This is a genomic window from Pseudoduganella sp. GW821-FHT05F09 (assembly GCF_059419605.1).
Window position 1 is genome coordinate 408,331 of the sequence record NZ_JBWKSD010000006.1, and the last position, 23,097, is coordinate 431,427.

Below are 23,097 nucleotides of genomic sequence, written 5' to 3' on the forward strand. Positions count from 1 at the left end.
TCGGGGCGCGTTTTACTATCTACGGATGACGCTCATGACCAAGCCTGCCTCGCTGCCCGTTTCGCTGCTTGTTTCCTTGTTTTCTGCGCAATTGCTGATTGCCGCTCCTTCGTTTGCCGCCGAGGCGCCGAGGACGCTGGCGGACCATACCCGGGGCCTGCAGGCGGCGCCCGGATTTATCGACGTTTGGCGCGATGGCGACAAGGGCAGGGTGCTGCTCTCCGTGGCCGCGCTGGACCAGCCTTTTTTGCTGGTGAGCTCGCTGCCATACGCGCTGGGCTCGAACGATGTGGGCCTGGACCGGGGCCAGCCCGGCGAGGTGAAGATGGTGCGCTTCCAGAAGCACGGCAGCCGCTTGTTCCTGGTGCAGGACAACACGCGCTTCGTCGCCAACTCGCGCGATGCCGATGAGCGCGCCGCCGTCGCGGAGTCCTTCGCCGGCGCCGTACTGTGGGCTGGCGATATCCTTGCCAGCGACGGCGGCAAGCACCTGGTGGATTTCTCCAGCTTCCTGCTGGCCGACCAGCACGGCGTGGCCAGCCGCCTTGCTGGCGCGAAGCAGGGCGCCTACGGCGTGGATGCGAAGCGTAGCGCCGTGCTGCCCGCGCTGGCCAAGAGCTTCCCTGACAACACCGAACTGGAGGCCTTGCTCACTTTCCAGGGACCGGGCCAGGGCGACTTCGTCAAGCAGGTGGCGGCCGATCCGGCCAGCCTGTCCCTGCGCCAGCACATCAGCCTGGTGCGCCTGCCCGACGCTGCCGCCTACAGCCCGCGCAGCTACCATCCGGCCTCCGGCGGCTTCGACACCGGCTACTACGACTTTGCCACGCCGCTGGCCAAGAGCCTGGACGTGCGCTGGCAAGTGCGCCACCGGCTGGAGAAGTCCGACCCCGCCGCAGTGGCGGCCGGCGCGCCCTCCTCAGTGAAAAAACCCATCGTCTACTACGTGGACCGGGGCGCGCCCGAGCCGGTGCGCAGCGCTTTGCTGGACGGCGCGCGCTGGTGGGCCAGCGCCTTCGAGAAGGCCGGCTTCAAGGACGCTTACCGCGTCGAACTGCTGCCAGAGGGTGCCGATGCGATGGACGTGCGCTACAACGTCATCACCTGGACCCATCGCGCCACGCGCGGCTGGTCCTACGGCAATGCGCTGGCCGATCCGCGCACGGGCCAGATCATCCGGGGCGCGGTCAACCTCGGCTCGCAGCGCGTGCGGCAGGACATCCTCATCGCCGAAAGCCTGCTGGCGCCCTATGGAAAGACCGGCGGCGCCGACAAGCAGAAGCTGGCCGAAGCCATGGCCCTGGCGCGCCTGCGCCAACTGTCCGCGCACGAAGTGGGCCACACACTGGGCTTCGCGCACAACTTCTCGGCCAGCCGCCACGCCAACGGCTCGGTGATGGACTATCCGCATCCCATCCTCAAGCTCGATGCCCAGGGCGGGATCGACCTGCAGGATGCCTACGGTGTCGGCGTCGGCCCCTGGGACGACTACATCGTCAAGCACATCTACGGCCAGTTCCCCGGCGACGAACAGGCTGCACTGGCCAAGCTGCGAGCGGAAGCACGGGCCGCAGGCCTCGAATACACCAGCGACAGCGACGCCCGCTCGGCCGGTTCCGTGCATCCGCAAGGCCTGCTGTGGGACTTCGGCCCGGATTCCATCAAGACCTGGGACGGATTGAGCGCCGTGCGCCGCCGCGCGCTGGAGCAGTTTTCCTTCGACGTGCTGCCCAATGAGCGCCAGGCCGGCGAGCTGGAAGCGCGGCTGGTGCCGGTCTACCTGCTGCAGCGCTACCAGGGCGAAGCGCTGGCGCGCCTGCTTGGCGGCGGCGATTTTGAATACACCACCAGCGGCGACATCAAATCCGGCCTGGCGAAAGGCGGCGTGCGCGTCGTCCCCGCGGGCACGCAGCGCCAGGCCTTGTCCCGCCTGGCGGACACGCTGCGCGCCGAATACCTGGCGTTGCCGGCCAACGTGCTAGACCTGCTCACGCCGCCCGCGCAAGGCTTCGAACGCAACCGGGAATATTTCCAGACCCGGATGGACAGCGTGTTCGACGCGTTGTCGGCAGCGGAGGCGGGCGCCGCGCAAAGCGTTGGCTTCCTGCTGGACGCGGCGCGCATGAACCGCCTGTCCTGGCAGCATGCGCGCGATGCGCAGCTACCCGGTGCGGCCGAGACGGTCGGCCTGCTGCTGCAGCGCAGCTGGAAGCGCGAGCCCGTGCCTGCCGCTATCGTTGGCGGCGAAACGGTGCAGATCGCCGCCAACTGGGTGCTGCTGGACGGCATGCTGAATCTGCTCGAAGCCGGCAAGCTGCACGCAGGCGTGCAAGCCGAACTGCGCGGCGTGGCGGGCGAGTTTGCCGCCTGGCTGGCAAAGAACCCGGGCCAGGGCGCGACGGCCAGCAGCCGCAAACAGGCGATGGAACTGGTGCGCGCCTATCTGACCGATCCCCGCAGCGTGAAGCTGCGCGCCATGCCGGCGGTTCCGCCCGGCGCGCCGATCTGATTATTTGGCGTGCCCGGACACCAGCATGAATGAGGTCTTGATGCCGGCCAGCTCCGGCAGCGCGCCGGGGCTGGACACCTCGGCGCTGTAGTCGCCGCGCACCAGGTCGATCCGGCCTATCCTCCGCAGCACCGCCATGTCCGCCCCGCCGGCGGCGAATTTGCATAGCGAGACGAAGGTCTGGTCGACCACCACCGCGCCGCCCGGCCGGCTCCGCACCACCACACGCACCGGTATGGGCTGGCCCAGCCCTTCGCGCCGCGCCAGCGGTATGTCCGCGTAGCTGGTTTTGCCCTCGCAATAGTCGCCGTCGTAGCGGGTACCGGCCACCTGGCCTATGCGCTGCAGGTCTTCCTTCGCTTGCGGGACGAAGCGCAGGTCGAACTCGTAGCTTTTGTCCACCGGCACCGTAAATGGCACCGTGACCGTGGGCGCCGCCGTGGACAGGGGCAGCGGCGTGTCCGGTATCAGCGGCGAGAACGCGCATAGGCCGGTGATAAACATGCCGACGCCGATGACGGATTTCTGGCACAGCGAGTAAGCGAGAGGACCCATGGCGGCGAGATGCTCCATTTCATTGCAGAGCGCCAAGTATGCCCCGTCTCTGCCGCGCCGTCACCAGCTATTGCGCACCATGAAAGCGCCCTGTCGTGGTGCGCCCGCACCGTTCCATGGCGCTTGGTGCAAACCGGAAACCCCTTGAAATCAAACGCTTAGCAATCCGCACCAAATTGGTACGACTTTTGCTTAAATGCATAGTCTTTATTTAATCATGCATCTTTTTGGGGAGTGGCTGTATGGCTGGTAACAATTCTGGTGCGGACGCGCTGTTTATCCTGCTTGGCGCCATCATGATTTTGGCGATGCATGCGGGGTTTGCGTTTCTCGAGCTAGGCACGGTGCGCAAGAAGAATCAGGTCAACGCGCTGGTGAAAATCCTGGTCGACTTCGCGGTGTCCACCATCGCCTATTTCTTTATCGGCTACGGCATCGCTTACGGCGTGCACTTTTTCTCCAGCGCGGACGTGCTGGCGGCCAGAAACGGCTACGAGCTGGTGAAATTCTTCTTCCTGCTAACGTTCGCCGCCGCCATCCCCGCCATCATCTCCGGCGGCATCGCCGAACGGGCGCGCTTCCATCCGCAGCTGATCGCCACCGCGCTGTTGGTGGGCTTTGTCTATCCCTTCTTTGAAGGCATGGTGTGGAACCACCGCTTCGGCTTCCAGGACTGGCTGCTGCACAGCTTTGGCGCCGAGTTCCATGACTTCGCCGGTTCCGTGGTGGTGCACGCGATGGGCGGCTGGGTTGCGCTGCCCGCCGTGCTGCTGCTGGGCGCGCGCCGTGGCCGCTACATGAAGAACGGCGCCATCGCGGCGCATCCGCCTTCGTCGATCCCTTTCCTGGCGCTGGGCGCGTGGATACTGACCGTGGGCTGGTTCGGCTTTAACGTGATGAGCGCGCAGGCGCTGGACAAGATGAACGGCCTGGTGGCCGTGAACTCGCTGATGGCGATGGTGGGCGGCACCCTGGTGGCCGTGCTGATGGGCAAGAACGACCCCGGCTTCGCCTACAACGGCCCGCTGGCCGGCCTGGTGGCGGTGTGCGCGGGTTCCGACCTGATGCATCCGCTGGGCGCGCTGGTCACCGGCGGCATCGCCGGCGCCATCTTCGTGTGGATGTTCACGCTGGCGCAGAATAAATGGAAGATCGACGATGTGCTCGGCGTGTGGCCCCTGCATGGCTTGTGCGGCGCCTGGGGCGGAATCGCGGCGGGCATTTTCGGGCTGAAAGGGCTGGGCGGCATGGGCGGCGTGGCCTTCGTGCCGCAGCTGCTGGGCACTTTGCTGGGCGTGGCCATCGCCGGCGCCTCCGGTTTCGCCATCTACGGCGCGCTGAAAGCCACCATGGGCCTGCGCCTGGACCCCGAGCAGGAATTCCAGGGCGCCGACCTGTCGGTGCACCGCATCACTTCCACCCCGGAGCGCGAGTCGAACTGGTGATTCCGGCGGCTATGCGCGCCAGCGCATAGCCTTGCTGCCACTTAGCGGTGGATCACGACCAGCAATGCCTTGGCCTCGGTCTTGCCCGCGTTGCGGATGGCATGATCGAGGTCGCCGGGGTAGCGGGCGGTGCCGCCCAGCTTGACCTTCTTCTTGGTGCCGCCCACTTCCAGCTCCATGGAGCCGTGCAGCACCGTCAAATGCTCGGTGGTGCCGGGGTCATGGGCTTGGGACACCAGCTCGCCGCCCGGCGCCAGCGTCAGTTCATACCACTCGTATTTTCCCGCCAGTTCCATCGGACCCAGGATGCGCATCGTGTAGCCGGCGTGCGCACCGGGCAGGGTGGGGGTTTCGTGCGCGTCCAGCACGCGTATGGTTTCGACAATTTTCCCCGGTTCGTCCAATAGCTCGCCGATCGGCACGCCCAGCGCATTGGCCAGGCGCCAGGTGATGGCGATGGTGGGATTGGCCTTTTCGCGCTCGATCTGCGACAGCATGGACTTGGACACGCCCGCTATGCGCGACAGGTCTTCCAGTGTCAGCCCGCGCGCCAGGCGCAGGCGTTGCAGGGCGGCGCCGACTTCCGGCGGGGCGTTATTCGTGGAGGCTGCTTTCATGCGTTTTTCATTCTTCGATATAGTGCAAAGTGTTGCAATGTTCAATGGAGTCCGGTAGGATTCGATATATTGAACTTGAGTTCGAAATAGCGGATTCGAGGAGTGCGGTGAAAAAAGTGGAGTAAACTCCAAGACACTCACAGCATAACCCCACACCACCAAAAGAGGAAGATCATGAGCGACCAAGCAAAAAACGCTTTCTACACCGGCCTGCAGCAGAATCTGGACAGCCTGCGCGAGCAGGGCCTGTACAAGCCGGAGCGCGTGATTGCTTCCCGCCAGGGCGCCGAGGTGGTGGCGCAGGACGGCCGCACGCTGATTAATATGTGCGCCAACAATTATCTGGGCCTGTCCGGCGAAGAGTGGGTGGCCCAGGCTTCCATCGACGCGACCGAAAAATACGGCTACGGCTTGTCCTCGGTGCGTTTCATCTGCGGCACGCAAACGGTGCACAAGGAGCTGGAGCAGGCCATTTCCGCCTTCCTCGGCACCGAAGACACAATCTTGTACGCGGCCGCCTTCGACGCCAACGGCGGCGTGTTCGAGCCGCTGTTCGACGAGAACGACGCCATCATTTCCGATGCGCTGAACCACGCCTCCATCATCGACGGCATCCGCCTGTGCAAGGCCGCGCGCTTCCGCTACGCCCACAACGACATGGCCGACCTGGAAAAGCAGCTGCAGGACGCATCCGGCAAGCGCAACAAGATCATCGTGACCGACGGCGTGTTTTCCATGGACGGCACCATCGCCCAGCTGGACAAGATCGTGGCGCTGGCCGAGCAGTACGGCGCGCTGGTGATGATCGATGAATGCCACGCCTCCGGCTTCATGGGCAAGACCGGCCGCGGCACGCACGAGCATCACAACGTGGTGGGCAAGATCGACATCATCACCGGCACGCTGGGCAAGGCCCTGGGCGGCGCCATGGGCGGCTTCACCTCCGGCCGCAAGGAAGTGATCGACACGCTGCGCCAGAAGTCGCGTCCTTACCTGTTCTCCAACACGCTGGCGCCGTCGATTGCCGGCGCGTCGCTGGAAGTGCTCAAGCGCCTGTCCGCCTCCACCGAGCTGCGCGACCGCCTGCACGAAAACACCGCCCATTTCCGCAAGGAGATCGAGCGCATTGGTTTCACCATCAAGCCGGGCACCCACCCTGTGGTGCCGGTCATGCTGTTCGAAGCGCCCGTGGCGCAGAAGTTCGCTGCACGAATGTATGAGCTGGGCGTTTTGCTCAGCGGCTTCTTCTACCCGGTAGTACCGATGGGCCAGGCCCGCGTCCGTGTGCAGCTCTCCGCCGCCCATACCCGCGAACAGCTGGACACCGTACTCGCAGCATTCGAGCAGGCAGGCCGTGAACTCGGCTTGCTGAAGAACTAAATCAAAGAACAGAAAGAACAGCATGGAACGCATCTTAGTAATCGGCGCCAACGGCCAGATCGGCAGTGAACTGGTGGACGCGCTGGCGCAGAAACACGGCGCCCAGAACGTCATCGCCACCGACATCGGCGCCAACAACGTCTACAACGCGGCACGCTACCAGGTGCTCAACGTATTGGACAAGGAAGCCCTGGAGACCCTGGTGGCTTCCGAAAACATCACCCAGGTGTACCAGCTGGCCGCCATGTTGTCGGCCACCGGCGAAGCGGCGCCGCTGAAAGCCTGGACGCTGAACATGGACGGCCTGCTGAACATTCTCGAAGTGGCGCGCGTGCGCGGCGAGGAAGGCAAGCCGCTGCGCGTGTTCTGGCCGTCGTCGATTGCTGCCTTCGGGCCCAACACGCCGTCGCACGACACGCCGCAGCTGACCATCATGGACCCGACCACCATCTACGGCATCAGCAAGCTGGCCGGCGAGCGCCTGTGCGAGTACTACTTCCTGAAATACGGCGTGGACGTGCGCAGCATCCGCTACCCCGGCATCATCAGCTACAAGTCGCCTCCGGGCGGCGGCACCACCGACTACGCCATCGCCATCTTCCACGCTGCGCTGCGCGGCGAGACCTACCAATGCTTCCTCGGCCCGAAGAGCACGCTGCCGATGATCTACATGCCGGACGCCATCCGCGCGACCGTGGAACTGATGGAAGCGCCTGCGGCGCAGATCAAGGTGCGTTCCTCGTACAATGTGGCGGGCGTGTCGTTCAACCCCGAGCAACTGGCGGAAGCGATTGCGCGCGCCGTACCGGGCTTTAAAATTGAGTACAAGCCGGACAGCCGCCAGGCGATTGCCGACACCTGGCCGCACAGCCTGGACGACTGCCACGCGACGGCCGATTGGGGCTGGCGTGCACGCATCAGCACCGAGGAAATGGTCAAGGACATGCTGGCGAACATCGACGTCAGTCTGGGCCAGGCAGCATAAGCTGCCAATGAGCAGGCCACTATAAACAGGCCACAAGCCTGCGCCACTATAAAAAAGAAAGAGACATCCAATGGACATGAGCGTTTTCGACCTGTTTAAAATCGGCATAGGGCCATCCAGTTCCCACACGGTGGGACCGATGGTGGCGGCTCGCCGTTTCCTGGTCGACGCCGGTCCGCTGGATGACGTGGTGGGCGTGGAGGCCGCGCTGTATGGTTCGCTGGCGCTGACCGGCGTAGGCCACGCCACCGACAAGGCGGTGATCCTGGGCCTGATGGGCGAAACGCCGCAGCATGTGGCGCCCACCCAGGTGGACGCCATGCTGGCTGCGGCCGAGGACAAGAAGGAACTGAAACTGCTCGGCGAGCGCGCCGTGCCGTTCACCGCCGCCGCCAATCTGCTGTTCTTCAAAAGCGAAACGCTGCCCGAGCACCCGAACGGCATGCGCTTTACGCTCAAGCGCGCCGACGGCAGTACCTTCAGCAAAGTGTATTACTCCATCGGCGGCGGCTTTATCCGCGAAGAAGGCGAGACCGGCGGCATCGCCGGCAAGACGCCGGTGGAACTGCCGTATCCTTTCGATACGATGGCGCAGCTGCTGGAGCACGGCAAGCGCACCGGCCTCACTATCCCGCAAATGCTGCGCGCAAATGAGCTGATGCGCGTATCCGAGCAGGAGCTGAACGAAGGCGTGGACCGCATCTGGCAGGTCATGCGCGACTGCATCAACCATGGCCTTGAAACGTCGGGCCAGCTGCCGGGCGGCCTGAAAGTTAAGCGCCGCGCGGCCGACCTGTGGCGCCAGGCCAAGGGCGGCGACCGCAGCAACGAATTGCCGCACGACGCCTTGCACCAGGTGAGCCTGTATGCGATGGCGGTCAATGAGGAAAACGCCGCCGGCGGCCGCGTGGTGACGGCGCCGACCAACGGCGCGGCGGGCATCATCCCCGCTGTGCTGCGCTACTACGCCGAGGATTGCCATCCCAGCGACCCGTTGAAGGGCGTGCGCGAGTTCATGCTGACGGCGGCCGCAATCGGCATGCTGTGCAAGCGCAACGCATCCATCTCGGGAGCTGAAATCGGCTGCCAGGGCGAAGTGGGCGTGGCCTGCGCCATGGCGGCGGCGGGCCTGGTGGCTGCGCTGGGCGGCAGCAATCTGCAGATCGAGAACGCGGCGGAAATCGGCATCGAGCACCACCTGGGCATGACTTGCGATCCTATCGGCGGCCTGGTGCAGATTCCGTGCATCGAGCGCAACGGCATGGGCGCGGTCAAGGCCATTACCGCCGCATCGCTGGCGCTGAAGGGCGACGGCACCCATTTCGTCAGCCTGGACGAGGTGATCGAAACCATGCGCCAGACCGGCGCGGACATGCAGGCCAAATACAAGGAAACTTCACTGGGCGGCTTGGCCATCCACGTGGTTACCGTCAACCACGCCGCCTGCTGATCTCAGCTCCGGCGAACCAGATGCGCGTGCAGCAGCTCGCGTTCCGCACCCGGCGGTGACAGGTAGGCGATTTTCCCTGCAATGACGGTTGCCACCGGCAGCCCGTCACGGAACAGGATGCGGTTGCCGGGCAGTGCGGGGACTTTCTCGCCCGGCAGCAGGGTGCCGCTGAGGTTGAGCGGGTCCACGCCGGACAGGCACACCAGGCCTCCGTCGTGCGCCCGCCGCCGCACCTCGCGCAGCAGCGGGATGGCTTCGGGCAGGGCGAACTGTTCGCCTGAATAGCCAGCCACGAAGCGCCCGCCGCGTATATCGCCCCGGGCTTCGAGCCGGTGGTAGACCGGCAGCAGTTCCCGCCACGACGGCAGCCATGCCGCTTCCCGCTCCAGTAAACGCCAGAACATCACCCCGTAGCGGCGCAGCAGCGTCATGGCCACGTGCTCCAGCGTGGCGGGATCGGTGCGCGGCTTGCGCGCTGGTTTGCCTGGGGCGGGCGCGGGGGCGGGCGTGCTGGCTACTTCCGAACCGCTGCGCCGCACCAGCGCCCATCGTCCAGCTTCCTCCATGCTGGGGCCTGCGCCCCGGCGGCGGCGCTTGTCGTTGCTGGCGCGCTTGGACGCGGGCAGCAGCATGGCGCGCATGCCTGCGAAGCTGTCCGCGTTGACCAGTCCTGTGGCCACCAGCTCGCCCAGCGCGTTCTCCAGTTCCACCGGCAGCATGCGCACGTCGTGCTGCAATTCGTCGAAGAACATGGCGCCGTGGCGTTGCAGCAGCGCCAGCACGTCGGTGGCGCGCGGGGAGATTTCGGGTGCGCCCGCGTCGGGGGCCAGCTCGTGCCATAGCGCGGTCTGCCTGCGCGGCAGCAGCACGATGGGCGTGCTGCGCACAGGGCCGCTGGCCGCCGAGCGTGGCGCGCCGATGCGGGTCCATACCGTTTTGCCGGCGCGGCACAGGTCGTCCAGCCACAGGATGGAGTAGTCGCGCATCCGCAGCGCAAGCAGGTCGCTTTCCCATGCTCCGGCGGCGGCCTCGTAGCCTTCGAGCTGCGCCAGGACTTGCGGCAGCGCGTCCTGGCCTTGCAGCTGCGTGTCTTCCGTGAGGTGCTGCCAGTCGAACAGGAAGCGCATGAAGTCTTGCTGCTCCACGGGCTCGATTTCGCGCCGCAGGCGTTTGATGGTGTAGCGGTGGATGCGGGCCAGCAAGTGGCGTTCGCACCATTCTTCGACCGCCACGCCGGGCGTGAAGTGGCCGCGCATGACGTAGCCTTCGCTCTCCAGCTGGGACAGGGCGATGGCGGCGGTGCTTTCGGGCAGCGCCAGCGGTTGGGCTATGGCGGCCAGTGGTTGCGGGCCGAAGCCGGTGAGGCGGGCGCGCAGCAGTTCGGTCAGCGCAGTGTCGCGCGTCCAGTCTTCGGAGCCGTTGCCGCGATGGCTGTCGGGGATAGCGAGGACGGGGGATGCGGTCGCGCCGGGGTAGGCCGCTTGCAGGCAGTCCAGGCGCTCCAGCGCAACCCAGATGTCGACGCACCCGTCACGCAAGCGGGTGGCGCGGCCTTGCCTGGCCAGCGCGGCGAGCATGGCGGGCCAGCCGTCCTGCCGTAGCGCTTCGTCGTTGCTCAGGCACGCCAGGGCGACCAGCGCTTCCTGCATTTCGTCCTCGTTGCGCGCCAGCGGCCAGGCTTCCTCCGCCACGCCGGCGATGGCGTCCGCGTCCAGCGCTCCCAGGTCGCCGGCGGAGGCAGGGTCGGTCCAGCGGCGCGCCATCACCGCCTGCGTGCGGCGTTCCTCCAGCGGCGCGTCGTCCAGGAAGGCGTAGGGGCGCGCGTTGAGGATCTCCATCGCAAGCGGGGAGGGCGCGGGCAGGTCGCGCTCGATGAGCTTTACTTCGCCGGCCTCCATGCGCCGCAGCAGCGCCAGCCAGCCTTCGCTGTCCATGGCCTCGTGCAGGCAGTCGTCCAGGGTCTGGTCCACCAGCGGGTGGTTGGGCAGCTCACGCTCGCCGACAATATTTTCCAGGCACGCCGCCTGGTCAGGGAATACGGACGCCAGCAGGTCGTCGCTTTTCATGCGCTGCAGCTGCGGCGCGACTTTGCGTCCGCCGGTGAAGCGCGGCAGGGCCAGCGCAGTGGTGGCGTTCCAGCGCCAGCGCACGTTGAACAGCGGCGCGTCGAGCAAGGCTTGCACCAGTATGCCTTCGGCGGTGGCCGAGCGCAGGTAGCGCCATACCTCGTCCAGAGGGAAGCTGTGGCTGGTCGAGAGCGAGAGGATGATGGCGTCTTCGGTGGCTGCCGCCTGGAGCTCAAAATTGAAGGTGCGGCAGAGGCGCTTGCGCAGCGCCAGGCCCCAGGCGCGGTTCACGCGGCTGCCGTAGGGCGCGTGGATGACCAGCTGCATGCCGCCCGATTCGTCGAAGAAGCGCTCCATTATCAGCGTGTCCTGCGTCGGCAGCTCGCCCAGCGCGGCGCGCGCCACGGCCAGGTAGTCCACAATCTGGCGCGCGGCGGCGTCGTTCATGCCGAGATGCTCTTCGAGCCAGGCCACGGCGCGGTCCAGCGCGGCGGCGCCAGCCCCGGTCCCGCCGGCATCGCCATGGGCGCCAACCGCCGTGGCCGGCCCTGCCAGCTGGCGGCCTATCTCGCCGCGCAGCCGCGCCACGCCGGCGGACAATTCGTCGCTGCGGCCGGGCGCCTCGCCCAGCCAGAACGGAATATTGGGCGCCGCGCCATGCGCGTCCTCCACGCGCACCTTGCCCGCGTCGATCCTGATAATGCGGTAGGAGGTGTTTCCAAGCTGGAAAACGTCCCCCGCCAGGCTCTCGACCGCGAAGTCCTCATTCACGGTGCCCACGGATTGGCCTTGCGGCTCCAGCAGCACCGTGTAGTCCGCGTTGTCCGGTATCGTCCCGCCCGACGTGACGGCGGCCAGCTTGCCGCCGCGCCGCCCGCGCAAAGAGCGGCTGGCCGCGTCGCGGTGCAGATACGAGCCGCGCACCCCGTTGCGCGTGGTATAGCCCTCGGCCAGCATGCGCAGCACCTCATCGTAGCGGCTGCGCTCCAGCTGCGAGTAGGGCTGCGCACGACGAATCAGCTCGAACAGCTCGTCCTCGCCCCATTCCCGGCTCGCCACTTCGGCCACGATCTGCTGGGCCAGCACGTCAAGCGGCGCCACCGGTATACGCAGCGCATCGAGCTCGCCGCGCCGCACGCAGTCGAGCAAGGCGGCGCATTCAATCAGGTCGTCGCGCGAGGTGGGGAACAAACGGCCCTTGGGTACGCCGCCCACGTGGTGGCCCGAGCGCCCTACGCGCTGCAGCAGCGCCGCGATATTGCGCGGCGAGCCCACCTGGCATACCAGGTCCACGTCGCCTATGTCTATGCCCAGTTCCAGCGAGGCGGTGGCGATCAGCACACGAAGCTGGCCGTTCTTGAGGCGCTGCTCGGCGGCCAGCCTGTACTCCTTGGCCAGGCTGCCGTGGTGCGCCGCCACATGCTCGGCGCCGAGCCGCTCGCCCAGATGGCGCGCAATGCGCTCCGACAGGCGCCGCGTGTTGACGAAAATGAGGGTGGTCCTGTGCAGCACCACCAGTTCGGCCATGCGGTCGTAGACACGGTCCCATACCTCGTTCGCCATCACGGCTTCCAGCGGCACGGGCGGCAGTTCCAGGGCCAGGTCGCGCGCCCGCACATGGCCCACGTCCACCACCGCGCACTCGCCGCCGGCCCCGACCAGGAAATCCGCAACGGCGGACAAGGGTTTCTGCGTAGCCGACAAGCCCACCCGCACCGGCCGCTGCGCGCACAAGGCGTCCAGCCGCTCCAGGCTGAGGGCGAGATGGCTGCCGCGCTTGCCGCCTGCCACCGCGTGGATCTCGTCGACGATCACGGTGCGCACACTGGCCAGCATGGCGCGCCCGCTGTCGGAGCCCAGCAGCACGTATAGCGACTCGGGCGTGGTAACGAGGATATGCGGCGCCCGCCTGCGCATGGCGTTGCGCTCGGCCTGCGTGGTGTCGCCGGTGCGCACGGCCGCGCGGATGCCGTGCGGCGGCATGCCCATCGCCTCCAGCTGCGCGCCTATGCCTTCCAGCGGCGCTTCCAGGTTCAGGCGGATATCGTTCGACAGCGCCTTGAGCGGCGACACGTAGAGCACCCGGGTCTCGTCCGGCAGCGGTGCCGTGCTGCTTTCGCGAACCAGCGCGTCGATGGCGGCCAGGAAAGCTGTCAGGGTCTTGCCGGAGCCGGTGGGCGCGGCCACCAGCGTCGGGCGGCCGGACTGTATCAGCGGCCAGGCGCGCAGCTGCGCCTCGGTGGCGGCGGGGAAGGCCGCGCCGAACCACGCCGCCACGGCGGGGTGGAAATCTCCGGCGAAGGTGGCCAGGGGTGCGCGCTGGTTCATGGGATTTCGCTGCATTCGGCTGCAAAAAGCCGATCATAGCAGATGGTCTTTTTGCCAAGCGCGCGGCGTGGCGGCCATATTCGAAATATACATAAAACAATGCGATATAACACCGATACCCGAGCCGCACTATAATAGACGCTCGATTTCGCACGCCAACCGGACTTTCTCATCTATGCAATATGTGTCTACCCGCGCCGCAGCGTCGGCCGCATCGCAGTCTCCGCAACAGTTCTCCGATATCCTGCTGGGCGGCCTCGCCCCGGACGGCGGCCTGTATCTGCCCACCGAATACCCGCAAGTGACGGGCGCCGAGCTGGACGCATGGCGCAAGCTGTCCTACGCAGAACTGGCTTTCGAGATCCTGAAGAAGTTCGCCACCGACATTCCGGAAGCAGACCTGAAGGCGCTCACCGCCAAGACCTACACCGCCGATGTGTACCGCAACGCGCGCGAAGGCGAAGCCGCTGCCGAGATCACGCCGCTGCGCGTGCTGGAAGAATCCAAGGGCAAGAAGCTGGTGCTGCAGGCGCTGTCGAACGGCCCCACGCTGGCGTTCAAGGACATGGCCATGCAATTGCTGGGCAACCTGTTCGAATACGCGCTGGCCAAGAAGGACGCTGAGCTGAACATCTTCGGCGCCACCTCGGGCGACACCGGCAGCGCCGCCGAATACGCCATGCGCGGCAAGAAGGGCATCCGCGTCTTCATGCTGTCGCCGCACAAGAAGATGAGCGCCTTCCAGAGCGCTCAGATGTTCAGCCTGCAGGACCCGAACATCTACAACATCGCCGTCGAAGGCGTGTTCGACGACTGCCAGGACATGGTCAAAGCCGTCTCCAACGACCTGCCGTTCAAGGCCAAGCAGAAGATCGGCACCGTCAACTCCATCAACTGGGCGCGCGTCGTGGCGCAGGTGGTGTACTACTTCCGCGGCTACCTGGCCGCCACCACCAGCAACGACCAGAAAGTGTCGTTCACCGTCCCGTCCGGCAATTTCGGCAATATCTGCGCCGGCCATATCGCCCGCATGATGGGCCTGCCTATCGCCAAGCTGGTGGCCGCCACCAATGAAAACGACGTGCTGGACGAATTCTTCCGCACCGGCGTGTACCGCGTGCGCAAGTCCGCCGAGACCTACCACACCAGCAGCCCGTCGATGGACATCTCCAAGGCCTCCAACTTCGAGCGCTTCATCTACGACCTGGTGGGCCGCGACGCCGAGCGCACCCGCGCCCTGTTCACCAAGGTGGAAACCCACGGCGGCTTCGACCTGTCCGGCTACCCCGGCAGCGACGGCGACGAGTTCACCAAGGTGGCGCAGTACGGCTTCAAGTCCGGCAAGTCCACCCACCAGGACCGCCTCGACACCATCCGCGACGTGGCCGACGATTACGGCATCGTGATCGACACCCACACCGCCGACGGCATCAAGGTGGCGCGCGAGAACCTGGAGCCGGGCGTGACCATGATCGTGCTGGAAACCGCGCTGGCGGCCAAGTTCAACGAAACCATCCTGGAAGCGCTGGGCGAGGACGCCGAGCGTCCGGCCGGTTTCGAGAACATTGAGGCGCTGCCGCAGCGTTTCGTCGTCATGCCGGCCGACGTGGCGAAGATGAAGGACTACATCTCCACCAACACGGGACTGTAAGCAATGAAACCTCTCATGCCGGTGCGCGAGGCGCTGGACTTCATGCTGGCCGCCGCGCGCCCCGTGGCGGAGGTTGAAACGCTGTCCACGCTGGCGGCCAACGGCCGCGTGCTGGCGCAGGCGCAGGTGTCCGGCATGAACGTGCCCACGCACGACAACACCCAGATGGACGGTTACGCAGTGCGCGCGGCCGACTGCGCCAGCGGCGCGGCCACGCTGACGGTGTCGCAGCGGATTCCGGCCGGCCATGTCGGCCAGCCGCTGCTGCCCGGCACGGCGGCGCGCATCTTCACCGGCGCGCTGATCCCCGAGGGCGCGGACGCGGTGGTGATGCAGGAGCAGTGCGAACTGGTGGGCGCCGTCGTCACCGTCAGGCACGCGCCCAAGCCGGGCGAGTGGATACGCCGCGCGGGCGAGGACATTACCAACGGCAGCGTGATCCTGCCGGCCGGCACGCGCTTGCGCAGCCAGGAACTGGGCCTGGCCGCGTCGGTCGGCCTGGCCGAACTGCCGGTGCGGCGCAGGCTGCGCGTGGCGGTGTTTTTCACCGGCGACGAGCTGGCGATGCCGGGCGAGCCGCTGGCGCCGGGCGCCATCTACAACTCCAACCGTTTCACGATACGCGCGCTGCTGGAAAACCTGGGCTGCGAAATCAGCGACTTCGGCATCGTGCCGGATTCGCTGGAGGCTACCCGTTCCGTGCTGCGCCAGGCCGCTGAAGGCAATGACCTGATCATCACCTCCGGCGGCGTGTCCGTTGGCGAGGAGGACCATATCAAGCCTGCGGTGGAAGCGGAGGGCAAGCTGAATATGTGGCAGATCGCCGTCAAGCCGGGCAAGCCGCTGGCCTTCGGCGAAGTGAAGGACGCCTTCTTCCTTGGGCTGCCGGGCAATCCGGTGTCGAGCTTCGTCACCTTCCTGCTGTTTGTGCGGCCGTTTATCCTGCGCCTGCAAGGGGTGAGCGACCCGGCCGCGCTGGCGCCCAAGGCCTATCAGCTGCGCGCCGACTTCAACTGGCCGAAGGCCGACCGCCGCAATGAATTCCTGCGCGCGCGCCTGAACCAGCAGGGCGGGCTGGAGCTGTTCAGCAACCAGAGTTCGGGCGTGCTGACGTCCACCGTCTGGGGCGACGGGCTGATAGACAATCCGCCAGGCCAGGCCATCCAGGCTGGCGACGTCGTGCGCTTTATTCCGTTTTCCGAATTGGTTTGACGATATGAATGTAACGCTGAAATTCTTCGCCAGTGTGCGGGAAGCGGTGGGCACGTCCACCGAAGTGCTGGAACTGCCGGCAGGCGTGGATACGGTGGCGGCGATACGCGCGCTGCTGGTCGCACGCGGCGGCGCGTGGGCGCAGGCGCTGGGCGAAGGCCGCGCCTTGCGCATGGCCTGCAATCAGGTGATGTGCCAGCCGGAGACTGCGGTGCAGGATGGCGCGGAAGTGGCGTTCTTTCCGCCGGTGACCGGCGGCTGAGGACTCAGGGCTGCTTGGTGCTTTTGCCCACCGCATCGCAGGCCGCGCATTCCATGCCTTTACGGTAGCGCCGGTACTGCGTAAACACAAAGATCCCGGCCGCAATCGCGGCCCACAAGGCGGCGCTCAGAAAGTCCGCCGCAGCGGTCGACCCCTTCACGTATTCCACGATCGCCAGGATGGCGAACAGCGGCACCGCCGCCAGCAAATACCGCTTGATCCAGAATGCTGCGCCCATGACTGCCTCCCAAATTGGTCTATGCGTGCCAGTATGCCCTAGAATGCCGGATTGCCTCAATATTTCACCCGGATTTCCCCATGCAGTCTCAGAATAAAAATAGCTTCCGCGTCGCCGTCATCGGCGGCGGACCGGCCGGCCTGATGGCCGCGCAGACGCTGGCCCAGCGCACCGCCCCCGGCTCTACCGTACAGGTCGATGTGTACGACGCCATGCCTTCGGTGGGCCGCAAATTCCTGCTGGCCGGGCGCGGCGGCATGAACATTACCCATGCCGAAGCGTATGAGACATTTGTTACGCGCTACGGCAAGCGCGCCGCCGAGCTGCGGCCCATGCTGGACGCGTTCGGCCCGCAGCATGTGCGCGACTGGGTGCATGGCCTGGGCATAGAAACCTTTGTCGGCACCTCGGGCCGCGTGTTCCCGACCGAAATGAAGGCTGCGCCGCTGCTGCGCGCCTGGCTGCACCGCCTGCGCGAGCTGGGCGTGCAGTTCCACCAGCGCCACCGCTGGACCGGCTGGCGGGCGGACGGCGCGCTGCTGCTCGACACGCCTGACGGCGAGCTGGCCGTGCAGGCCGACGCCACCATCCTGGCGCTGGGCGGGGCCAGCTGGGCGCGCCTGGGTTCGGACGGCGCCTGGGTGCCGGTGCTGGAGAAGCAGGGCGTGGAAGTGGCGCCGCTGGTGGCCGCCAATTGCGGATTCGACGTGGACTGGAGCGCGCATTTCAGCGCGAAGTATGCGGGCGAGCCGCTGACTACCGTGGCCATTACTTCCACCGGCGCGGACGGACTGCCGTTCCGCAAGCAGGGGCAGTTCGTGGTGACGGCGAGTGGCGTTGAGGGCAGCTTGATTTATGCGCTGTCGGCGGCCTTGCGCGACCAGATCGCGGCGGATGGCAGCGCAGTGATTTATCTGGATCTGCTGCCGGACCTGGGCGCCGAGCGGGTGCTGGACGAGATCAGCCGCCCGCGCGGCTCGCGCTCCATGGCCAGCCATTTGCAAAGCCGTCTGGGTATCAAGGGCGTGAAGGCGGGATTGCTGCGCGAGTGCGCGAGTGCGGAGGAGTATGCGGACCCGGCGCGCCTGGCGGAGGTGCTGAAGATGCTGCCGGTGCGCTTGCGCGCAACCAGGCCGGTGGACGAGGCGATCAGCACCGGCGGCGGCGTGCGGTTTGAATCGATGCAGGGGATGATGCTGGCGGCGAAGCCGGGGGTCTTTGTGGCGGGGGAGATGGTGGACTGGGAGGCGCCCACCGGCGGATACTTGCTGACGGCTTGCCTGGCGAGCGGGCAGGAAGCGGGCGAGGACGTGCTGCGCTGGCTCGCCCGGCCGCCTCAATGATCCCAGCTTACTTCGCCTGATCCGGTGCGGCTCACGTTGCGGCTGTCCGGGTTGCCGAACACGCGGATGTCGCCGCTGCCGTTCAGCGTGAGCTCGGCCGATTTGCGGGCGAACACATTGGTGGTGCCCGAACCGCGCAAACTCACCACCACCTGATCCGACGCCAGATGCTGCGCATCCAGGTCGCCCGAACCGGACAGCTCGGCGTTCAGGGTCTTGCAGCTGCCGCTGGTCCGGATCTGGCCCGAGCCCACCATCTCCAGCGTCACAATTTCGCTGGCGCCGGTATTCAGGGTCAGGTCGCCGCTGCCGTGCACCCCGGCATCGACTTTCTTGAAGCGGCCGTTGAAGTTCAGGTTGCCCGGCCCGTGGATCTGCACCGACAGCTTCTCGCCGCTAAAGCCATTCACCGTGCTGTCGCCGCTGCCGTGTATCTCGATGCCGGACAGCGAAGGCAGCACCAGTTCCACCTGCAAAGGGCGGCGATGGTGGAACAGCATGCCCTTGGTGCCGATGTGCAGCGTGTCGCCATCCTGCTCGGTCTCGACGTTGCCCAGCAGGCGCTGCTCGCCGCGCACCTTGAGGGAGGGCTTGTCGCCCTGGCGCAGGGTCAGGTCGATTGGCCCGCTCAGCTCCACCGACGTGATGCCATTGCCGATGTCGCGGGTTTCGCTGGCCGGCGCGCGGCCTTGCGCGCTGGAGGGGTTGGTGGCGCCGTGCGCCCGCAGCATGCTGTAGGAAATGGCGATCAGCACGCACGCCATCAGGAACATGCTGATACCGACTTTGAACAAGGCTTTCATGTTTCGCTCCCGTCCGCCTTAGCGGCCCCGCAACAGGGAAAAGTTCATCTGGACATAGCGCTTGATGCCCATGATGGTGTATTTGGTGACCACCAGGCTGATCAGGCTTAGCAGGATGCCGACGATAACCAGTGTCATGCCCAGCACCGACTGCGTGGTGCGCGACTCGCCGTCCAGCTCCGTGGTGATATGCACCGCGCTGCTGGCCATGCGCTCGGCCTTTTCGATAATCTTGCCGGAGCGGCTGCTGGAACCGTCGCCGCCGTCCTGGTCTTCGCCGTCGTTGTCGGCTGCAGGCGCGGCCTTGTAGCCATCCAGCGGCTCCTGGTAGACCTGGATGCCGTCGTGGCCGATGGCGACCTTGGTCTGCATCCGCTGGCCGTCGTGGTCGTCGTTATCGAACTGGATCATTTCGCGCAGCGGACCGTCCAGCACCAGTTCATTGGTGCCCGACAGGCCGCTGGCGGTGACTACGATGCCGCTCAGGTAGAAAGCGAAGGCGCACACGTAGATGGTGCCCAGCAGCGCGGCGTACACCATGGCCGGCACCACCATGAACAGGTTGAAGATGGCCAGGCCGACCAGCGACACGGCCATCCGCGCCGCATTGACCGGGGTTTTCTTTTGCTCGAAGGCGGACATGTGGACGTTGGCGCGCAGCGTCATGGCGATTTTGCGCGGCTCGCCCAGCTCGGAGGCAATCTCCTGCTCGGTGCGCCCGCTCATCACGCCGTCGACAAAACGCTGCTCGTAGTAGGCCAGCGTCTTGGCGATCGTCTCCGGCGGCAGTCCCGCCAGGGCCTTGTGCAGCGCGTCCAGGTATGCCTGCTTATCCATTAAAAACTCCTGCAGTTAAAACGCTGCGTGTTGCGCGATGGAAATTGCCGTGCCGGCATGTTCGTTCAGCACGATGACGACCGTGCTTGCGGCGACCAGCGCCACGATTGCCAGGGTTTTCAAAGTCAGTCCGATTGTCATTTCCTGCTCCATATTGAGTCACTACCGATGATGCAACTGTACGCAAACGAACTTGTACAGACCACTGGCGTGCGACAGGATGCATAAATGACGGGGCAGACGACGCAATGCGGGGATAGCCGGGGACTGGCTTCAAGTCAGGCATGTTTGCTGGAAAGCAAGGTTTTTGCGGCCGCCACACCGCTGCGCACGGCGCTCTCCAGCGTGGCGGGGTAGTCGCCGGCGGTGTAGTCGCCCGCCAGGCACAGGCCATCCAGGCTGCCCTGGGCGGGCGGGGCGTTGGCCGGGCGGTCCAGGCCGGGGCGGCAGGCATAGGTGGCGCGCTTTTCGGTGATGACGCGGCTCCAGGACGGCTGCGCCAGTTCCGGGCGGCGCAGCACGGCGGCCAGTTGTGCGGCGATGGCGGCGACCAGTGCGGCCTGGCCCAGCTCCGCCGCCGCACCGGAGGCGCTGATAACGACCGCCAGCAGGCCCGCCTGCGCGGTGTCCAGCTGGCCACGGTCAAAGACGAACTGGCCCCAGTGGCCGCTGGCCGGATTGTCCAGCAGGGCGTGGAAAGGAAGGCCGAGCCGCACATCGGCGCCGTACTGCAGGTAGCAGGTGGTGATGGCTTCCGGGGTGAACGCTTCCAGCTGGGTTGCCAGCTGCTCTCCCTGCACGTCCAGCTGCAAGCTGCGCAGCAGGGCAGCGGTGGCCGGGGCGCCATGGGCCAGGACGACGGCGTCGAATTCTGCGGTCCAGGGCGCATCGCCTAGCGCGCTGCCGGTGGCGGCGAGCTGCCAGCGCCGGCCGGGCAGGGGGGCCAGGCCGGTGACTTTGGCGCCGGTGTGCACCGCGCCGCCGTGGCGGCCAATGTAGGCGGCGGCGGCGTCGGGGAACAGGGCGCTCAGGTCGGCGCGGGGTATCAGCATGTCGGACGCTTTGCGGCGCGCGCCCAGGCTGTCGCGCAGCACGTTCAGGAACACCTGCGCCGAGGCGCGTTCGGTGGGGGTGTTCAGCGCGGCGAGGCACAGCGGGCGCCACATCAGCTGGATCAGGCGCGGCGTCTGGTCGAAGCGCGCCAGCAGTTCGTCCACGCTGCAATCGGTGTCCAGGCGCCAGTCCATCCAGCGCGCCGTGGTGGAAAAGCGCGCCAGCGCCATTTTGTCCTCGCGCGCCAGGCCGCTTGCTCGCAGCAGGGCGCCAAGGAGATGCAGCGGGGCGGGCAGGCGCGGCGCCAGGAAGTCCATGCCGCCGGCGCCCGGCGGGTAGCGCATCTGCAGCGGCAAGGACAGCATGGCGGACTGGATGTCCACGCCCGCCAGTTTCATCACCCGCAGCGATTCGGAATACGCGCCCAGCATGATGTGCTGGCCGTTGTCCACTTGCCGCCCATCGAGATCCACGCGGCGCGCGCGGCCGCCCAGGGTGCGGGCGGACTCCAGCAGCGTCACCTCGCAGCCGGCGCGCGCCAGCTCCACGGCCGCTGCGCATCCAGCCCAGCCGCCGCCGGCGACGGCAACCCTGCGCGCGTTCACTTTTTACCCACGGATGTAGGTTTTCCAGGCCAGCCACAGCTTGCGCAGCGGCGTCAGCGAAATGCGCTGGGTCAGCACGTGGTAGCCGTCGTTCTCGATCTCCGTCAGCAGGGTGCGGTAGATGGCCGCCATCATCAGGCCGGGGCGCTGGGCGCGGCGGTCTTCCTTCGGCAGCAGGGCGAACGCCTCGTCGTAGGCCTTTTGCGCGCGGGCGATCTGGAACTTCATCAGGTTCTCGAAGTTCTCGCTGTGGCGCGCATTGAGCAGATCGGCGGCGGTGACGTTGAACTGCTGCAGCTCGTTCACGGGCAGGTAGATGCGGCCCTTGCGCGCGTCTTCGCCCACGTCGCGGATGATATTGGTCAGCTGGAAGGCGTGGCCCAGCTTCTCGGCGAACTGCAAGGTTTGCGGATTGCTCATGCCGAAGATGCTGGCCGACAGGATGCCCACCACGCTGGCGACGTGCCAGCAGTACTTGGACATGCCCACGTAATCGAGGTAGCGGGTCTGGTTCAGGTCCATTTCCATGCCGTCGATAATGGCCTGCAGATGCTCCTGTTTCAGATTGTAGGTGGCCAGGTGCGGCTGCAGCGCCTGCGTGACAGGGTGCGCCTGCTTGCCCTCGTACATGCCGGAGATCTCCTTGCGCCACCACGCCAGCTTCACGCGCGCCACGGATTCGTCGGTGCATTCGTCCACCGTATCGTCCACTTCGCGGCAGAAGGCGTACAGCGCCATGATGGCGCGGCGCCGTTCCTGTGGCAGGAACAGGAAGCTGTAGTAGAAACTGGACCCGCTGGCGGCGGCTTTTTGCTGGCAGTATTCGTCTGGTGACATGGTCAAAAAAGCAAGGGTGAGGCGATCGAAGCCGCTATTCTAAGGGAAGCGCCGCAGCCGGGGGGCTTTTCATGCCTGCTTTCATGCGCGCCTTCATCCTCAGGCCGCGCCAGATCACCTTCATCCAGTCCTTGCGGGTGAGCTTGGGACGGCGGCGGAACACGTCGTAGTCCACTTCCTCGATCGACTCCAGGATGCGCAAGCCGCCTTGCACCACCATGCGCAGCTCCAGGCCTATCCGTCCACGCAGGCGCACGGCCAGCGGCGCGCCGGACAGCATCAGGGCGCGGGCGCGCGTTACTTCGAACTTCATCAGGGCGCGCCACTTGGCGGTGCCGCCGGGGTGGTCCAGCGCCGCAGGCGACACCGCGTAGCGGGCCAGGTCCTCCATCGGCAAATAGATACGCTCTTTATGCAGATCGATGGCCACATCCTGCAAAAAGTTGATAATCTGTAATGCAGAACAAATCGCGTTCGAATCGCGCACGTTGTCCTCGTCCGCCTCGCCGTACAGCGACAGCATCAGCAGCCCGACCGGGTTGGCCGAGCGGGCGCAGTAGTCCAGCAGGCTGTCGTAAGTGGCATAGCGGGTGACGCTCACGTCCTGCTTGAAGGCGGAAAGCAGGTCGCGGAAAGGCCGCAGTGGCAGGTCGTGCTGCGCGATGGTGGCGGCCAGGCGGACGAATATCGGGTCGGCATTGAGCTCCCCGGCCTCGATCCGGTCCAACGCCTGCTCATAGGCGTCCAGCGCGGCCAGGCGCTGTTCGGGCGTGGCGTCGCCTTCGTCGGCGATGTCGTCGGCGCTGCGCGCGAAGGCGTAAATCGCCTCCACCGCCGGCGCCAGGCGGCGCGGCAGCAGGATGGAGGCAACGGGGAAGTTCTCGTAATGGTCTACTGACATATAGGGATATTCAAGTAAAT

At 66.2% G+C, this 23,097-nt stretch carries 19 protein-coding genes; 9 read left to right on the forward strand and 10 right to left on the reverse strand.

The window, feature by feature from the left end; genetic code table 11:
• The first annotated feature begins 34 nt into the window (after window positions 1–34).
• On the forward strand, window positions 35–2,509 hold the full coding sequence (locus tag AC07S4_RS21540; RefSeq protein ID WP_494988597.1) for a zinc-dependent metalloprotease: 2,475 nt from the start codon (window positions 35–37) through the stop codon (window positions 2,507–2,509).
• On the opposite strand, the gene AC07S4_RS21545 is transcribed toward AC07S4_RS21540, so the two are convergent.
• Entirely contained in the window at window positions 2,510–3,064 is a 555-nt protein-coding gene (locus AC07S4_RS21545; RefSeq protein WP_494988598.1) for a DUF5625 family protein, read from the reverse strand.
• Window positions 3,065–3,306: 242 nt separating this feature from the next.
• Here AC07S4_RS21545 and AC07S4_RS21550 point away from each other — a divergent pair, with 242 nt between their 5' ends.
• The gene (locus AC07S4_RS21550) at window positions 3,307–4,509 is read left to right on the forward strand and encodes an ammonium transporter (RefSeq protein WP_494988599.1); all 1,203 of its coding nucleotides are present in this window, start codon (window positions 3,307–3,309) and stop codon (window positions 4,507–4,509) included.
• Between the two features lie 41 nt (window positions 4,510–4,550).
• Here AC07S4_RS21550 and AC07S4_RS21555 read toward each other — a convergent pair whose 3' ends face one another.
• The gene (locus tag AC07S4_RS21555) at window positions 4,551–5,126 is read right to left on the reverse strand and encodes a helix-turn-helix domain-containing protein (RefSeq protein ID WP_494988600.1); all 576 of its coding nucleotides are present in this window, start codon (window positions 5,124–5,126) and stop codon (window positions 4,551–4,553) included.
• Window positions 5,127–5,300: 174 nt separating this feature from the next.
• Here AC07S4_RS21555 and kbl point away from each other — a divergent pair, with 174 nt between their 5' ends.
• From kbl to AC07S4_RS21570, 3 genes are all read left to right on the forward strand, one after another.
• Window positions 5,301–6,506, forward strand: coding sequence for a glycine C-acetyltransferase (gene kbl, locus AC07S4_RS21560; RefSeq protein WP_494988601.1), 1,206 nt, complete (start codon window positions 5,301–5,303; stop codon window positions 6,504–6,506).
• 22 nt (window positions 6,507–6,528) lie between these two features.
• Window positions 6,529–7,491, forward strand: a complete 963-nt coding sequence (locus AC07S4_RS21565) for an NAD-dependent epimerase/dehydratase family protein (RefSeq protein WP_494988602.1) — start codon at window positions 6,529–6,531, stop codon at window positions 7,489–7,491.
• 70 nt (window positions 7,492–7,561) lie between these two features.
• Complete coding sequence (locus AC07S4_RS21570) at window positions 7,562–8,941, forward strand: L-serine ammonia-lyase (RefSeq protein WP_494988603.1); 1,380 nt, start codon at window positions 7,562–7,564, stop codon at window positions 8,939–8,941.
• A 2-nt stretch (window positions 8,942–8,943) separates the two neighbouring features.
• Here AC07S4_RS21570 and AC07S4_RS21575 read toward each other — a convergent pair whose 3' ends face one another.
• The gene (locus AC07S4_RS21575; protein ID WP_494988604.1) at window positions 8,944–13,335 is read right to left on the reverse strand and encodes a DEAD/DEAH box helicase; all 4,392 of its coding nucleotides are present in this window, start codon (window positions 13,333–13,335) and stop codon (window positions 8,944–8,946) included.
• A gap of 175 nt (window positions 13,336–13,510) precedes the next feature.
• Here AC07S4_RS21575 and thrC point away from each other — a divergent pair, with 175 nt between their 5' ends.
• Genes thrC through moaD form a run of 3 tightly spaced genes read left to right on the forward strand, consistent with a single transcriptional unit; the run spans window position 13,511 to window position 16,460 of the window.
• Window positions 13,511–14,986, forward strand: coding sequence for a threonine synthase (thrC, locus tag AC07S4_RS21580; protein WP_494988605.1), 1,476 nt, complete (start codon window positions 13,511–13,513; stop codon window positions 14,984–14,986).
• Between the two features lie 3 nt (window positions 14,987–14,989).
• Window positions 14,990–16,198: a molybdopterin molybdotransferase MoeA gene (locus AC07S4_RS21585; RefSeq protein ID WP_494988606.1), complete on the forward strand. Its 1,209-nt coding sequence runs from the start codon at window positions 14,990–14,992 to the stop codon at window positions 16,196–16,198.
• Between the two features lie 4 nt (window positions 16,199–16,202).
• Window positions 16,203–16,460, forward strand: a complete 258-nt coding sequence (gene moaD, locus AC07S4_RS21590) for a molybdopterin converting factor subunit 1 (protein WP_494988607.1) — start codon at window positions 16,203–16,205, stop codon at window positions 16,458–16,460.
• A gap of 4 nt (window positions 16,461–16,464) precedes the next feature.
• On the opposite strand, the gene AC07S4_RS21595 is transcribed toward moaD, so the two are convergent.
• Window positions 16,465–16,698: a hypothetical protein gene (locus AC07S4_RS21595; RefSeq protein WP_494988608.1), complete on the reverse strand. Its 234-nt coding sequence runs from the start codon at window positions 16,696–16,698 to the stop codon at window positions 16,465–16,467.
• Window positions 16,699–16,778: 80 nt separating this feature from the next.
• Here AC07S4_RS21595 and AC07S4_RS21600 point away from each other — a divergent pair, with 80 nt between their 5' ends.
• A complete protein-coding gene (locus AC07S4_RS21600) occupies window positions 16,779–18,041 on the forward strand; it encodes a TIGR03862 family flavoprotein (RefSeq protein WP_494988609.1) in 1,263 nt (420 codons plus the stop codon).
• On the opposite strand, the gene AC07S4_RS21605 is transcribed toward AC07S4_RS21600, so the two are convergent.
• The 6 genes from AC07S4_RS21605 to hpnC form a co-directional block, all read right to left on the reverse strand.
• The gene (locus tag AC07S4_RS21605) at window positions 18,035–18,844 is read right to left on the reverse strand and encodes a head GIN domain-containing protein (protein WP_494988610.1); all 810 of its coding nucleotides are present in this window, start codon (window positions 18,842–18,844) and stop codon (window positions 18,035–18,037) included. The genes AC07S4_RS21600 and AC07S4_RS21605 overlap by 7 nt on opposite strands.
• Before the next feature lie 18 nt (window positions 18,845–18,862).
• Complete coding sequence (locus AC07S4_RS21610) at window positions 18,863–19,681, reverse strand: DUF1700 domain-containing protein (RefSeq protein ID WP_494988611.1); 819 nt, start codon at window positions 19,679–19,681, stop codon at window positions 18,863–18,865.
• Between the two features lie 15 nt (window positions 19,682–19,696).
• Window positions 19,697–19,822: a hypothetical protein gene (locus tag AC07S4_RS21615; protein ID WP_494988612.1), complete on the reverse strand. Its 126-nt coding sequence runs from the start codon at window positions 19,820–19,822 to the stop codon at window positions 19,697–19,699.
• Between the two features lie 137 nt (window positions 19,823–19,959).
• Window positions 19,960–21,339: a hydroxysqualene dehydroxylase HpnE gene (gene hpnE / locus AC07S4_RS21620; protein WP_494988613.1), complete on the reverse strand. Its 1,380-nt coding sequence runs from the start codon at window positions 21,337–21,339 to the stop codon at window positions 19,960–19,962.
• A gap of 3 nt (window positions 21,340–21,342) precedes the next feature.
• The gene (hpnD, locus tag AC07S4_RS21625; RefSeq protein WP_161073446.1) at window positions 21,343–22,176 is read right to left on the reverse strand and encodes a presqualene diphosphate synthase HpnD; all 834 of its coding nucleotides are present in this window, start codon (window positions 22,174–22,176) and stop codon (window positions 21,343–21,345) included.
• A gap of 34 nt (window positions 22,177–22,210) precedes the next feature.
• The gene (gene hpnC, locus AC07S4_RS21630; protein WP_494988614.1) at window positions 22,211–23,077 is read right to left on the reverse strand and encodes a squalene synthase HpnC; all 867 of its coding nucleotides are present in this window, start codon (window positions 23,075–23,077) and stop codon (window positions 22,211–22,213) included.
• Window positions 23,078–23,097: the final 20 nt, after the last annotated feature.